16 protein-coding genes are annotated in these 13,277 nt (G+C 60.2%); 4 read left to right on the top strand and 12 right to left on the bottom strand.

Annotated elements, in window-relative coordinates; translation table 11 throughout:
- Positions 1-6: 6 nt before the first annotated feature.
- From R3C98_RS05565 to R3C98_RS05545, 5 genes are all read right to left on the bottom strand, one after another.
- Positions 7-531: a rhodanese-like domain-containing protein gene (locus R3C98_RS05565; RefSeq protein WP_371313120.1), complete on the bottom strand. Its 525-nt coding sequence runs from the start codon at positions 529-531 to the stop codon at positions 7-9.
- Between the two features lie 94 nt (positions 532-625).
- On the bottom strand, positions 626-1,525 hold the full coding sequence (locus tag R3C98_RS05560; RefSeq protein WP_371313119.1) for a tyrosine recombinase XerC: 900 nt from the start codon (positions 1,523-1,525) through the stop codon (positions 626-628).
- 48 nt (positions 1,526-1,573) lie between these two features.
- Entirely contained in the window at positions 1,574-2,041 is a 468-nt protein-coding gene (locus R3C98_RS05555) for a YcgN family cysteine cluster protein (protein ID WP_371313118.1), read from the bottom strand.
- Complete coding sequence (locus R3C98_RS05550; RefSeq protein ID WP_371313117.1) at positions 2,020-2,295, bottom strand: GNAT family N-acetyltransferase; 276 nt, start codon at positions 2,293-2,295, stop codon at positions 2,020-2,022. The genes R3C98_RS05555 and R3C98_RS05550 overlap by 22 nt, the downstream gene beginning before the upstream one ends.
- Positions 2,292-2,579 carry a GNAT family N-acetyltransferase gene (locus R3C98_RS05545; RefSeq protein WP_371313116.1) on the bottom strand — a complete coding sequence of 96 codons (288 nt, stop codon included), beginning with the start codon at positions 2,577-2,579 and terminating at the stop codon, positions 2,292-2,294. The genes R3C98_RS05550 and R3C98_RS05545 overlap by 4 nt, the downstream gene beginning before the upstream one ends.
- 95 nt (positions 2,580-2,674) lie before the next feature.
- Between R3C98_RS05545 and mnmC the strand changes: the two genes are divergently transcribed.
- Positions 2,675-4,531, top strand: a complete 1,857-nt coding sequence (gene mnmC, locus R3C98_RS05540) for an FAD-dependent 5-carboxymethylaminomethyl-2-thiouridine(34) oxidoreductase MnmC (protein ID WP_371313115.1) — start codon at positions 2,675-2,677, stop codon at positions 4,529-4,531.
- On the opposite strand, the gene R3C98_RS05535 is transcribed toward mnmC, so the two are convergent.
- The 5 genes from R3C98_RS05535 to R3C98_RS05515 all read right to left on the bottom strand — a co-directional run bounded on the left by R3C98_RS05535 (position 4,511) and on the right by R3C98_RS05515 (position 6,461).
- The gene (locus tag R3C98_RS05535; RefSeq protein ID WP_371313114.1) at positions 4,511-4,720 is read right to left on the bottom strand and encodes a hypothetical protein; all 210 of its coding nucleotides are present in this window, start codon (positions 4,718-4,720) and stop codon (positions 4,511-4,513) included. The genes mnmC and R3C98_RS05535 overlap by 21 nt on opposite strands.
- Before the next feature lie 64 nt (positions 4,721-4,784).
- Positions 4,785-5,237: an envelope stress response membrane protein PspC gene (pspC, locus tag R3C98_RS05530; RefSeq protein WP_371313113.1), complete on the bottom strand. Its 453-nt coding sequence runs from the start codon at positions 5,235-5,237 to the stop codon at positions 4,785-4,787.
- A gap of 11 nt (positions 5,238-5,248) precedes the next feature.
- Positions 5,249-5,506: an envelope stress response membrane protein PspB gene (gene pspB, locus R3C98_RS05525; protein WP_371313112.1), complete on the bottom strand. Its 258-nt coding sequence runs from the start codon at positions 5,504-5,506 to the stop codon at positions 5,249-5,251.
- A 114-nt stretch (positions 5,507-5,620) separates the two neighbouring features.
- Positions 5,621-6,301 (bottom strand): phage shock protein PspA, encoded by a 681-nt coding sequence (gene pspA, locus R3C98_RS05520; protein ID WP_371313111.1) that lies wholly within the window; start codon positions 6,299-6,301, stop codon positions 5,621-5,623.
- A gap of 28 nt (positions 6,302-6,329) precedes the next feature.
- Positions 6,330-6,461 (bottom strand): hypothetical protein, encoded by a 132-nt coding sequence (locus tag R3C98_RS05515; RefSeq protein WP_371313110.1) that lies wholly within the window; start codon positions 6,459-6,461, stop codon positions 6,330-6,332.
- A gap of 223 nt (positions 6,462-6,684) precedes the next feature.
- On the opposite strand from R3C98_RS05515, the gene pspF reads away from it, so the two are divergent.
- The gene (pspF, locus tag R3C98_RS05510; RefSeq protein WP_371313109.1) at positions 6,685-7,764 is read left to right on the top strand and encodes a phage shock protein operon transcriptional activator; all 1,080 of its coding nucleotides are present in this window, start codon (positions 6,685-6,687) and stop codon (positions 7,762-7,764) included.
- 2 nt (positions 7,765-7,766) lie between these two features.
- Here the strand turns inward: pspF and R3C98_RS05505 are convergent, their stop codons facing one another.
- Positions 7,767-8,126 carry a response regulator gene (locus R3C98_RS05505; protein ID WP_371313108.1) on the bottom strand — a complete coding sequence of 120 codons (360 nt, stop codon included), beginning with the start codon at positions 8,124-8,126 and terminating at the stop codon, positions 7,767-7,769.
- Positions 8,126-11,830: a PAS domain S-box protein gene (locus R3C98_RS05500; RefSeq protein WP_371313107.1), complete on the bottom strand. Its 3,705-nt coding sequence runs from the start codon at positions 11,828-11,830 to the stop codon at positions 8,126-8,128. Before R3C98_RS05500 ends, R3C98_RS05505 begins: the two co-directional genes overlap by 1 nt.
- Positions 11,831-12,076: 246 nt before the next feature.
- Here R3C98_RS05500 and hpf point away from each other — a divergent pair, with 246 nt between their 5' ends.
- Together hpf and R3C98_RS05490 are read left to right on the top strand one after the other, a co-directional pair.
- A complete protein-coding gene (hpf, locus tag R3C98_RS05495) occupies positions 12,077-12,670 on the top strand; it encodes a ribosome hibernation-promoting factor, HPF/YfiA family (protein ID WP_371313106.1) in 594 nt (197 codons plus the stop codon).
- A 23-nt stretch (positions 12,671-12,693) separates the two neighbouring features.
- A complete protein-coding gene (locus tag R3C98_RS05490) occupies positions 12,694-13,164 on the top strand; it encodes a PTS sugar transporter subunit IIA (protein WP_371313105.1) in 471 nt (156 codons plus the stop codon).
- Positions 13,165-13,277: the final 113 nt, after the last annotated feature.

Below are 13,277 nucleotides of genomic sequence, written 5' to 3'. Positions count from 1 at the left end.
GAGCGTTTAGGGGGCCTGCAGATCGCTGATCCAGTGGATCTCCGGATCCTCCAGCGAATGCATGCCCTTCAGCTCAAAGACGTTCTTGTAGCCATAGCCGTAGAGATTGATGAAGGTCGGCACGTTGAGGGCCAGCGGCGCGCTCTTCAGCATGACGGGGGCGATGTCGTCTTCGAAATTGTTGTTGCAATAGATCAGGATGCGCGTGTCCTTGGACGGGATCGCGGCGGCGAGCTTCTCTTCGGTGAAATCGGAGAAGTTCACATTGATCGCGCCTTCGATATGCCCCATCGCAAAGGCTTCGGCGCTGCGGGAGTCGAGGATGATCGTGCCGGGCTCAGCCTTCATCTCGTTGAACTCGACGAGGGGCACGAGATGCAGCTGGCGGTAGGCGGCCACTTCTTCGGACACGCCGAGGAAGCCGTCATAATCGATAAAACTGTCCTTCGCCTGCGCATTCGCCGCAAGGCCGCAGCCGATGAAGGTCGCAATGGTCAGCAGGCCGATAATGGTGTTCCGCTTCACGCCCATGACGTGTCTCCCAGTTCGTCTCTCATGAACTATCGCGCGCAATTGAGGCAGGAAAATGAGCATGACAGGCCGGTAATGGGGAGTTTGTGACAGCCTAAGCCCGCGGATGGGCTGCCGCATGCACCTCGCGCAGGCGGCTCGCGTCGACGCCGGTATAGACCTGCGTGGTCGAGAGCGAGGCGTGGCCGAGCAGCGTCTGGATCGCACGAAGGTCCGCCCCGGCGGCCAGAAGATGCGTCGCGAAGGCGTGGCGCAGGGCGTGCGGCGTGGCCGTGTCCGGCAGGCCCAGCAGGCCGCGCAGGCGCTGGACGAGGCCCTGGATCAGCCGCGGGTTCAGCGCGCCGCCCTTCGCGCCCCGGAACAGGGGCTGCGTCCGCGTCAGCGCATAGGGACATTGCTCCGCATAGAAATTGATCGCCTCCCGCACGGCCGGGATCAGCGGCACGATCCGCACCTTGCCGCCCTTGCCGGTGATGCGCAGACGTTCGGGCGCCGGCACTTCACCGCCAGTCAGGCTCAATGCCTCGGAGATACGCAGCCCTGCCCCGTAGAGCAGCGACAGAACCGCCGCATCGCGGGCATTGATCCATGGCGCGACATCCGGGTCGTCAGCGGCCTCCTCGATCATATCCTTCGCAGCTTCGGCAGAGACAGGCCTTGGTAGGCGCTTGGGGCGCTTCGGCCCCTGCAGGTAGGCAACTTCGGCATTCTCGATATCAAAGGCCCGGTTCAGCCAGCGGTACAGCGCCTTGATGGAAGAGAGCAGCCGGGCGACCGAGGCATCCGACAGGCCATCACGGCGGCGCTGGGCAATATGAGCGCGGATATCACGCGCCTTCAGCTCCCCCAGCAGCTTCGGGGTCGGCTCCTCACCCATATGATGGCGCAGGAAGTTGAAAAACTCCGCCAGGTCAGAGCGGTAGGCATCCACCGTCTTGGCGGCCATGCGGCGCTCATGGGAGAGATAGTCGACAAAGGCGGGTAGCGTTTCCATCCCGCCAGTCTCTCAAATCCGGCTTAAGGAGAAGTTGTCAGCCGCGTCTCAGGGCGCATTGCCTTCCCAGTCGACGATCCAATCTTCGGGGTCTTCGTCGAAAACGGTATCTTCGGAGACGGTCCGGCCCCGGACGGAATTTCCGGTCGTGTGGACACGGTTGCGATCCCCACAGACGAGGTAATGCCAGTCCGGAAGGTCCTGACCCTCCAGCACAAGGCGGTAAGCGCAGGTGCGGGGCATCCATTTGATCTCGGCCACATTCTGAGGTGTCAGGATCACGCAATCCTCGACGATCTTCTTGCGGTTCTCATAATCCATGCAGGTGCAGGCCTGGCCGTCGAGCAGGCGGCAGTGGAGCTTTGTGTAGGCGATCTCGCCCGTGTCCTCGTCTTCCAGTTTGAGGAGGCAGCATTTGGCGCAGCCGTCGCACAGCGACTCCCACTCCTCGCGCGACATCTCACCCAGCGTCTTCTGTTTCCAGAACGGCGTGCTCATGCCTGCGCGGCCGACCATGCCGGCGTTTTCTCGATCAGGTCAGTGGCAAACCAGCAACTGGAAGAGACGGTCTCGCCACTGGCGATCACGTCGGCCATGGCCGCTTCGACGAGGCGCTTGCCGTGCCCCCGGCCACCAAGCGGCCCCGGCACAATCGTATGGGTGATATGGACATGCCCGGCACGGGGACGTTCATAGGTAAGATAGGCCTCGGTGCCGTTCTCGAAATAGGAATAGCGCATCAGGTTCGGATTGTGGGTGATCTCACTCATGCCAGAACGTCCTGCCATTCCTTGTGTTTCTCGATCTGCGCCTTTGCAAAGGGGCACAGGGGGATGATTTTCAGGCCCGCCGCACGGGCGTCCTCAACGGCGCGCTGTACCAGTGCCACGCCCACGCCGCGCCCGCCAAGTGCTTTCGGCACCCCTGTATGATCGATGATAATGCGGGACGTGCCAGCCTTCGAATAGGTCATTTCGGCTTCATGGCCGTCCACGATCGTGACATAGCGCCCGCCGGTGTCGCCATCCTCCTTGCGGATATCGAAGGTTTCCATGACGTGCTCCTGTTACGGTTCTCAATCTGGGGCGCAGTGCCGCTGCACGCAAGCAGGCGCTACCCAAAGCGGGACGCCGGAGTTATCAGGCCCACATGACGCGCCTGCTGACACAGCCTGAAATCGACTGGAAGGATGACGGCACGCCGGTCGCCCGGGCGGCGGGCGATGTCTATTTTACCGCGGGCGACGGCCTCGGTGAAACGCGGGCGGTGTTCCTCGCCGGGTGCGGCCTGCCGGAGGCATGGCGCGGGCGGGAAACCTTCATGATCGCGGAAACGGGTTTCGGTACGGGGCTGAATTTCCTCGCAGCCTGGGATCTCTGGCGGGAAACCCGGCCCTCACCGACGGCTTTCCTTCATTTCGTCAGCTATGAGGGCTTCCCGCTCTCCAAAGACGATGCCGAACGGGCCCTGTCGGCCTGGCCGGAGCTGGCAGACCTGTCAGCGCGGCTGATCGCCGTCTGGCCGGGGCCGGTACGCGGGGTCCGCCACTTCATCTGGCCGGAAGATGGCGTGACGCTTACCCTCCACCTCGCTGATATTGCAGATTCTTTGCCGGACAGCATTTACCATGCCGATGCCTGGTTTCTCGACGGGTTCAGCCCGGCCAAGAATGAGGCGATGTGGGCGCCGGACCTGTTCAGATGGATAAGTGAACGCAGCGTACCGGGTGCGCCAGCGGCAACTTTCACCGTGGCAGGCGCCGTGCGGCGTGGATTGTCCGATGCCGGCTTTTCGGTCGCCAAAGCGCCCGGTCATGGCCGGAAACGCGAGCGGCTTGAAGCCTGGCTGGCCACACCGCCCGCCCCGGAGCTGGATGTTTTCGGCCTTAGCCGCCCCCTGCCCTGCGCAAACCGGGTCGCCATTCTCGGCGCGGGCATTGCCGGGGCGAGTGCGGCTCATGCGCTGAAACAGCTGGGCGCCGAGCCTGTCATCTTTGACCCGGCCGATGGCCCGGCGAGCGGCGGCAGCGGCAATCCCATGGGTCTTGTCATGCCCCGGCTCGATGCCGGGGACACAGCGCAGGCCCGTCTGCTGGTCGATGCCTATCTCGCGGCGCGGCATGTCTATCAGGGACGTCCGGGTGTAACGGAAACGGACGTCCGGCAAGTACCGAAGGATGAAGCGGAAACGGCGCGGTTCGCAAAACTGTTGGCAGACCCGCCCCTGCCACTTGAGGATCTGGAAGCGCTGTCCGGCGGCGGCCTCCTTCACAAGCGCGCCCTGATTGTGGAACCGGCGAAGCTGATCCCTTCCCTGCTGGACGACGTGGAACAGCACTATGGCGCGGTCCCCGGCGTCGATCTCACCGCCCGGACGGTGAATGGCAGTAAGTTCGATGCCATCATCCTCGCCAATGGCATGGCCGCCGGTGCGATATTGCCCTGGCTCGGGCTTGAGGCGCGGATGGGCCAGGTGGATTTCGCCGAAGGCCTGGCAGACACCCCGCCCTTCGCCATGGCGAGCGGCACCTACGCCCTCGCCCTTGGCCGGAAACGTCTGTGGGGCGCAACCTTCGACAAGGTGGCGCCGGATACCGTGCCCTTCACGTCGGATGCGGCCCGGGAAGAGAATTTGAGAGGCGTCGAAGCGCTTTCCCCCTACTGGATCCGCGACACGAGCGGGCCGGACATCGCCTCGCGCGCCAGCTTGCGGGCCACCACTGCAGACCGCCTGCCTCTGATCGGCGCGGTGCCCGATCATGATGCCTTCCTCGAAGCTTTCGCGGGCAAGCGAAAAGGGCGTCCGGCAGATACGGACGCCCCTTTGCTGGACGGTGTGTTTGTTTCGTCTGGCTTCGGCGCCCGGGGTTTCACCTGGGGGCCGTGGGCCGGGTCGGTGCTTGCCGCCCGCCTTTGCGGTGCGCCTGCCACGGCCAGCCGGACTGCGCTGGAGGCCGTGGCCCCGGCGCGCCTGCTGCAACGTGCGTTAAAACGAGGTCGCGCGTAAGGCGTCAGCGGTGCGGATCACCGCCAGGCGCAGGCCGCCATCCTCATGCGGGGTGAAGGACAGCTCCAGCCCCGCCATCTGGAAAGCCATATGGCCCTGTATCAGTGAAAACCCGACCATGGCCGTCACGACAATCAGCGTGATCGCGAAGATCAGCCAGTTGTTGGTCAGAAAGGTCCCCTTGCTCATTGTTCCGTTCCTTTACCGGAGTCTGTCAGTTAGAGATGCCGCTGCTGTTTATTTTGTATGCGGATCAGTTATTGCCCTGTTCGAGGTCCCGGAATTCCTTGCGCAGGCGCCACTCGTCTGAAGTGACTTTGCGCTCGATGTCCCGGAGGCGTTCGTCGAGGTCCATGAAGGTGTATTTGAGATTGCCGAAGGTGACGCGCGGCCGGTCTGAAACGTTGCGCCAGAATGCGTCTTCATCAGGAGAGACCGACGCCAGACCAAAAGGGCGGCGCGGCGTGATCATCCAAATGGTGACGTATGCGATCAGAGCGAGCGGCCCCATCACGAAGAAGAAGGCAAGCACGGCCAGGACGCGGACCAGGACCGGTTCCCAGCCGAAGCGTTCGGCAAGGCCGCCGCAGACACCGGCGATGACCTTGTCGTCGCGGGAGCGGTAGAAACGCTTGGGATTTGGAGAGCCATAAATCCGGTCTTCGCCGTGAACGGCATCGCGGTATGGGCGGGAGTGGCGGGGCATTTATTTATTCCTCAGTCGTCAAAAGTGGGGCGGGAGCGGCGGGGCGGAGGACGGTGTTCCTCCGCATCGCCAGCTTCGAGCAGGCGTTCCAGTGTATCGATCCGGCGCTCCATCGCTTTGGCGGAGCGCCAGAGGTCTTCCATCATCCGCTCATCGTCGGGCATCAGGGTCTTCTGCTTCCGCCACTGCGTGATGTAGTGGAATATCACTGCGGGAAAGCCGATGAAGATGATGCCGACAATGGCAATGGCGAAAACTTCCTCGGACATCAGGCAGCCTCGTTCTTTTTGGCGCGGCGGTCTTCAAGTTCCATCGCGACGAGGCCGGGTGTGCAAACCACGGTCAGGAAGCCGGCAAGGCAGGCAAGCGAGAACAGCATCTGATCAGCCCTCCGACTTCTTGGTTGAAGACTTCGTCCGCTTTGCTTTCAGCGCGGCAAGCTCTTTCTCGATGCTTTCGTCCTGCTCAAGAGCAGCGAACTGGGCTTCGAGGGTCGGTTCGGAACCGCGGATCTGGTCCGCATAGGCTTCCATCTCGTCGACCTTGCGCTCGATATTGCCGTAGCGGGCAAGCGCTTCGTCGACGCGGCCGTCATAGACCTGGCTGCGCACGCGGATCCGCTGCTCGGCAGCTTCGCGGCGCATCATCAGCGCACGATGCTTTGCCTTGGCTTCATCCAGCTTGGCCTGCAGCTTGGACAGATCGTCCTGGCGCTTCTCGAAGGCTTCCTCGGCAGCGGCCATCGCATTCTTGCGGCGGTCGATTTCACCTTCGGCCTTCTGCTTGGCGACCAAGGCGCCGCGAGCGAGGTCTTCACGGCCCTTGTCGATGGCAAGCTCGGCCTTGGCGGCCCAGTCGTCACGGACGGTCGTGAAGTGCGCGATATCGCGTTCCATCTCTTTCTTGTCGGCCATGGCACGGGCAGCCGCGGTACGGACCTCGACCAGCGTGTCTTCCATTTCCTGAATGATCAGGCGTGCGATTTTTTCGGGGTTTTCGGCATTGTCGAGCATCGAGTTGATGTTCGAGTTGATGATGTCACCGAGGCGGGAGAACAAACCCATTGTGGTGTCCTTTCGTGTCAGGGGAGGATTAGAAGAAGAAACCGCCGAGGAAGACACCGGCAGCAAAGAACATCCAGGTCTCTGCGGAACGGGTCGACAGCCACCGGCCAATTCGGCCTGTTTCCGATCGGGCTTCTGAGCGGGTGTAACGGTCTTCCATGTTTTGTTTCGTCCTTCTGGTTTTGAGCAACGCCCGTCGCTCTGAGCCCTTCTCTCTTTTCAAGGACCGTGCCAGTTCAAAATTAATTTTGTAGGACCTTGATTTTCAACGAAATAAAAGTTCTTCGCGTTGATTCACGAAACCATTTTTAGTATTTTTCCCCACTTTTTTAGTCGACTTGTAATTTCTGTTTGGCTATTTTGACGAAATGATTGGTCAAAGTATGCAGCTCATCGGGGAGTCCCCGGCCTGGCTCAGCGCGCAGGAGCATGTCTCCCGTGTGGCGACGCTGGAACGGCCGATTCTGGTGATTGGCGAGCGCGGCACCGGCAAGGAACTGATCGGCGAGCGCCTGCACTTCCTGTCGAAGCGGTGGGAAGGCCCCTTCATCAAGGTGAACTGCGCAGCCCTCTCCGAAACGCTGCTCGACAGCGAGCTGTTCGGGCATGAACGCGGCGCCTTCACCGGCGCAACGGAGCAGCGCAAAGGCCGGTTTGAACTTGCCGACGGCGGCACGATCTTTCTCGACGAGATCGCCACCGCTTCCCAGCAGGTGCAGGAAAAATTGCTGCGCGTCGTGGAGTATGGGGAGTTCCAGCGCCTTGGCGGCTCCCGTGTGCTGACGACGAATGTGCGGATCATCGCCGCCACGAATGCCGACTTGCCCGCCATGGCCGAGGCAGGTGAGTTCAGGTCAGACCTGCTCGACCGTCTGGCCTTCGACGTGATCACCCTGCCTCCGCTGCGCGCCAGACGCGGCGACGCCACCCTGCTGGCGGATAATTTTGCCCGGCGCATGGCGATCGAGATGGGCGAGGATTTTCCCGGCTTTGCTCCATCCACCATCGCCGCCATCGAAGCGCATGACTGGCCGGGCAATGTTCGCGAGCTGCGTAATTTTGCCCAGCGCCTTGCGCATCGCTCCATGGTCATGACTCCGGGAGAACCGGTCGTGTTCGATCCTGCTGCGCTGGACCCGTTCGAGTCACCCTGGCGGCCAGCCGCGTCACCCGGACAGCCGGTCCCGAAATTCACTTCCCCGCCGGAAGCCGCACCCGGACGGATCGATCCATCGGTGACCGCCGACTTCCAGGCACAGGTTGCAGCCTTTGAAATGCGGCTGATCGACGAGGCGCTCAGCTGGGCGAAGGGGCACCAGGGCCAGGCGGCCGATGCGCTCGGCCTGACCTATCACCAGTTCCGCGGCCTCCTGAAAAAGCACGACTACGGAAAAAAGCCCGGAAAGCCGAAAGATGATGAGGAGGGCACACCGCTCAGCGGCGCCCCCCGCCCGGCCATGTAGCGTCAGGTCTCGCAGATTTCGCGGACCCGGAAAATAAGCTGCTCGTAATCGATGGGTTTGGTCAGAACAATACGGTCAGAATAACTTTCCTGCAGCTGATAGGCGTCATTACCCGACAGGAAGATGAAGGGCTTCCCTTCGGCTTTGAGGCGCTCAGCGATCGGGAAGGATGTCGATCCACTGATGTTCATGTCGAGAATCGCTGCGCAGACCTTCGCATTGTCGAGTGTGGACATGGCGTCTTCCACATTCGCGACCGGATCGAGCACCTTGTAGCCAGCCTCCTGAAGGCGCATTTGCACATCCAGCGCGATCAGGAACTCGTCCTCCACGAGAAGAATCGTACACTCGTTACGCTCCATCACTGCCCCCGTTTCCGGAACCGGAATTGCGCCCAAAGCCCCTCCGGCCGATATTCGATATTCGCCTCTCCGCCGAGCGCATGGGACAGGCTCTGCTCAATCAGCACACTGCCGAATCCCCGGCGTTTTGGCGGCTCAACGGGCGGCCCACCTCTCTCCACCCATGTCAGGATGGCATCACGCTGCTGCAGATGAGAGCCGCGTTTCCAGCTTATATCCAGGCGTCCCTGCTCAGTCGAAAGAGCGCCATACTTTGCTGCATTGGTTGCCAGCTCGTGCAGGATCAAACCGAATGTATGTGCCGCTTCCGGCCCGAGCATCAAAGGCGGACCGGACATCGTCACCTGCCGGTCAATACCGCCCTGAGCGTAAGGCAGGACCTGGTCCCGCACGAGTTGGGAAATATCGGCGGCGTTACGCGTCGTTTCGATCAGCAGGTCATGGCATTTGGAAATCGCCATCAACCGGCCAACAAACGTCTCCCGGAACGACTCCAGATCGGAGGCTTCGCGCAGGGAGTGCGAGGCAATGGTTTGCACGGTCGCGAGGGAGTTCTTCACCCGGTGGCTTAGCTCCCCGACCAGCATCTCCCGGTGTTGCTCGGCCTTCTTGCGATCAGAGATGTCAAACCCGGAAGCCACGACACTGGTCACGACACCATCCTTGTCCAGCACCGGGGCAAGCAGGTTTGCGACCGCAATACGCTCATCACCCAAAATCCGGACCGTCGTGTCATGCCGCACCCGCTCCCCTTTGGCGGCCTGCAACACGCACCGGCGCAGTTCCTCGCGGGCATCGGCATCATGAGACCACCAATAGGTGTCCCAGAAATGTTTCCCAACGACATCAGAGGCGGTGAGTTTGGCCGTCGCCAGCGCCGCGGCATTGACATCGATGATGATCCCATCCGGTGTCAGCAGGGTCACGAAGGAGATCAGGTTATCCAGGATGTCGCGGTTACGCTCTTCCTGCTCCCGCAGCTTTACCTCGGCCTCCTTCTGGTTCGAAATGTCCTTGTACGAAATCGCTATTCCGTCATCGACCTTCGCCGCAGTGACGTCATACCAGGCCGGCCTCCGCTCCCCGGGATAGAAGAATTCCCCCTGCCAGGGCTTCCCCGACTCCACGACATCGATATATTTTTCAAACACGCCGGCGGGTTTCAGCGCAGGCCCCTCCGCCAGCATGGTGGTTTGGTAAAGCTCTTCTTCACTCATGCCCGACGCTTTCTGCGCTGCAGGATTGGCGTACACAAACCGGAAATCCGTGATCGCACCAGCTGAATTGCGGATACTGCGGAATATCGTGAATCCATCCGGAGCTGTCTGATGAAATGCGCGGAGACGGGATTCACTCTCCTTCAGCTTCAGCTCGGATTCCTTTCGCGCCGTGATATCCGAATAAGTTACTGCGAAGCCCTTCTCGATCTTCACCGCCGCAATACGCAGCCAGATGCCTCCCTTCGTGACCGGAAAAAACATCTCCGTATCCAAGGGCTCGTCGTTCGCCACCAGCGTTCGGTAAGTTTCGAACAAGGGAATTTTCATATCCGGCGGCGCATCGTTCAGAATGGTCTTCCCGACCAGAACTTCGCCGCCGCGATCGATGATCGCCGCTGCCGCAGGATTTTCATATTCACACATGAAGTCGACGACATTGTCGTCATCGTCATAGATCGTACGGAACATCATGAAGCCGTCAGGCGTCGTCTGCTGAGCAGCACGGAAGCGTTCCTCACTTTCCTTCAGCTTCAATTCCGACTTCTTGCGCTCAGTGATATCAGAGAAGGTGACTGCAACTCCTTTTTCGATCTTCACCGCCGCAACACGCAGCCATTTTCCTTCATCCGTAATCGGAAACAGCATTTCCGCTTCCAGTGGCTCACCTGTCTCAACCACCCGGGAATACGCCTGAAACACAGGATGATCCTTCGTGGCCGGCGTGTTGGTGAGCATAGTATTGCCCACCATCTCCCGACCTTCGCGATCAGCAATGATATGCGCTGCAGGGTTCGCGTATTCGCAGACGAAGTCGGCAATCTCCCCATCGTCGTCATAGACGGCGCTGAACATCAGGAAACCATCGGGTGTCGTCTGCTGGGCGGCACGGAAACGCTCCTCGCTTTCCCGCAGCTGCAGCTCTGCCACCTTGGTATCGCTGACGTCAGAGAACGCCACCGCAAACCCATCATTCACTTTGACAACAGAATAGCGGAACCATCGGATATCCCCATTCCGGAATGGGAACTTCAATTCTCCTTGCGCAGTTTCGCCCGTCTCAACAACGCCACGATACAAATCGAACAGACCAAGCTCGACGCTGTTGGCATCCCGCTCAAGCATTTTGTATCCGGGTATTTCTTCCGGTCCTATCGCCAGAATTTTCTGGGCGGCGGGGTTGCCGTATTCGCAGTAGAAATCTTCGAGCCCTCCATCTTTATTCCGTATACTGCGGAACATCATGAACCCGTCCGGCATGGTTTGCTGGACAGCCATGAAACGCGACTCACTCACCGCCAGGTCACGATGTATCTGTCGTTTTTCGGTAATGTCCTCGATCACCGAAATCGCGTAGTCTACTTTTCCTTCGGAATTGCGGACGCATGAGGCACTAAGATTAGCATAGACAACCCCCCCGTCCTTGCGAAGGAAGCGCTTCTCCACCTGCACGGAATCGCGCGTGCCCGCTATCATCTCCTTCACCTCTTCAAGGCCAATATGGAGATCGTCCGGATGCGTGACATTTTGGTAAGTGGGTTCCCAGGGGTCGTCTTCTGAATAACCGAACATCTTGTAGATGTAGCGGTTCATATTCAGCCATTTTCCATCCAGATTGACCTGAACCATGCCAATGGCAGCGTTTTCAAACGCGGCGCGAAAACGCCCTTCACTCCGATGAAGTGCTTCATCTTTGCGTTTCTCTGCCGTGATGTCCTCGATCACCGATATGAAATAGTCGACTTCTCCGGCCCCGTTGCGGACACAGCCGACGGTCAGTTTTACCCAGACCAGACTACCATCCTTGCGGAGGTAGCGCTTGTCCATGGAATAGGAGTCACGCTTGCCTTCGATGGTCTCCTGCAGCAGCCCGAGATCGATATCGAGGTCATCCGGATGCGTGATGTCCTGGAAGGTTAGCTGCATCAGCTCCTGCGGTTCGTAACCGACAATGTCACACACCCGCTGATTCACTCTCAGCCAGGATCCGTCTGTCCCGACAAGCGCCATGCCGACGGCAGCATTTTCGAATGTCGCCCGGAAACGCGCTTCGCTTTCGGCGAGCGCCTCGGACGTAATCTGCTTTTCCGTGACATCATTGTTGATCGCAACGAAATGCCCGCCCCGGCCATCTGCTTCCCGAAGGAAACCCACTGTCAGGATCGCCCAGACAATTTTGCCGTCCTTGTGGACATAACGCTTCTTCATCTGGAAGGAGCGCCGTTTTCCGGCCACCACCTCCTGAAACAGCATGGTCTGCGGCTCGATGTCATCGGTGTCGGTGACCGAATCCATGTGCATGCCAGCCAGCTCTTTCGGCGTGTAGCCGAGCATGTCCGCAAATTGCCGATTGCACCGCAGAATGGTGCCATCGGGGCCGATGTGTGCAATCCCGACAGCGCCCGGAGCGAGTGGATTGATTGCCCCTTCCCCTTCCAGCGGAGGGAGGGAAGAGTCATCGATCCGCTTGGCAGTCGCCCTGTTCATGTAGGTCTACACTCAAGTTGATTGTTTCGCCCGGTACAAATTCGCCACTTGCAGGATGGTGAAATGTCACGTCGCACCTGTCAAATCGGGAATTTTCCCAAATCCTGCACACCTCAGACGCGAGTTGCCGGTTTGTAACGCCGCACCCTCTTTTTGAAGGCTCAGGTCCTGCCCATCTCTTCAACAGGAGTCGCGTCGTGCGATTTTCTGCGCCATAATGGCGAGCCAAAAAGAAGGAGACCGCTCGTGCAGATACAAATTACTGGCAAGCATATGGATCTCGGTGAAGCTCTTCGGGGCCGGATCGAAATGGGCCTGGAAGCGGCGGTCAGTAAGTATTTCAATCGAACTGGCGATGCCCGCGTTTTCGTATCTCAGCAGGGCCCGTTCGTGGAAGTAGACTGTAACGTTCACCTGCCGTCTGGCATCGTCCTGCAGTCGACCGGCAAGGCCGGCGACCCGTACGCCGCACTGGAAGACAGCCTGGACAAGATGGAAAAGCGCGTGCGCCGCTACAAGCGCCGCCTGAAGGACCATCATGCCGGAAACACCACAATGCCTGTCGAGCCGGCCGCGGAATCCGTTATTCAGGTCAATGGCTACGACACCGAGACCGATGAAGAGCTCCCGGAAGCCACTGATGACACGCCGCTGACCGTTGCCGAAACGGCCGTTCACATCCGGACAATGAGCGTTTCTGAGGCAGTCATGCAGCTGGAACTGCAGGAAGTTCCGGCACTCATGTTCAGAAATGCTGGCCATGGACGCCTTAATATGGTGTACCGCCGCCCGGATGGGCACATTGGTTGGGTGGATCCAGCAGACGCCTCCAGAAACTGAGGCGGCCAACGGAAGCGAGTTACATGGCGACCGATCTGAGTTCCCTGCTTGAAGGCGGGGTTATCCTGCCGTCGTTTGACGCGACGAGCCGCAAACAGGCGATACACGCCTTGGCAGACGGTCTGGCCGGCGCCACCGGCCTGAGCGCGCGCCAGATCGAGAATGCCGTCATGGAACGTGAACGGCTGGGCTCGACCGGTGTCGGTGAAGGCGTGGCCATTCCCCATGCCCGCATCGAAGGCCTCGAAAAGCCGGTCGGCGGCCTCCTGCGGCTCGACGAAGGCGTCGATTTCGAAGCCATCGATGAGCGGCCCTGTGACCTGATCTTCATGCTGCTGGCACCGAAGACAGCCGGAGCGGACCACCTCCGTGCGCTGGCCCAGGTTTCCCGCGTGTTCCGTCAAAGCGCGGTACGCGATGCCCTGCGGGCGGCCCGGACGGAAGAAGACATCCGTGCAGTGGTCTGCCAGGAAACGGCTGAACCGTCGGTCTGACACTGCCAACCAGCGAAATCTGACAAGCCCGCCAGTCCTGCTGGCGGGTTTTTCGTTCCCTCAGGCTTGGCCGACTGTTGAGGATTTCTGAAGCGTTCTTCTGCCACATTGCA

This window comes from Hyphomonas sp., assembly GCF_041398465.1.
Taxonomy (GTDB): Bacteria; Pseudomonadota; Alphaproteobacteria; order Caulobacterales; family Hyphomonadaceae; genus Hyphomonas.
This window is presented reverse-complemented; position numbering and strand designations above follow the sequence as displayed.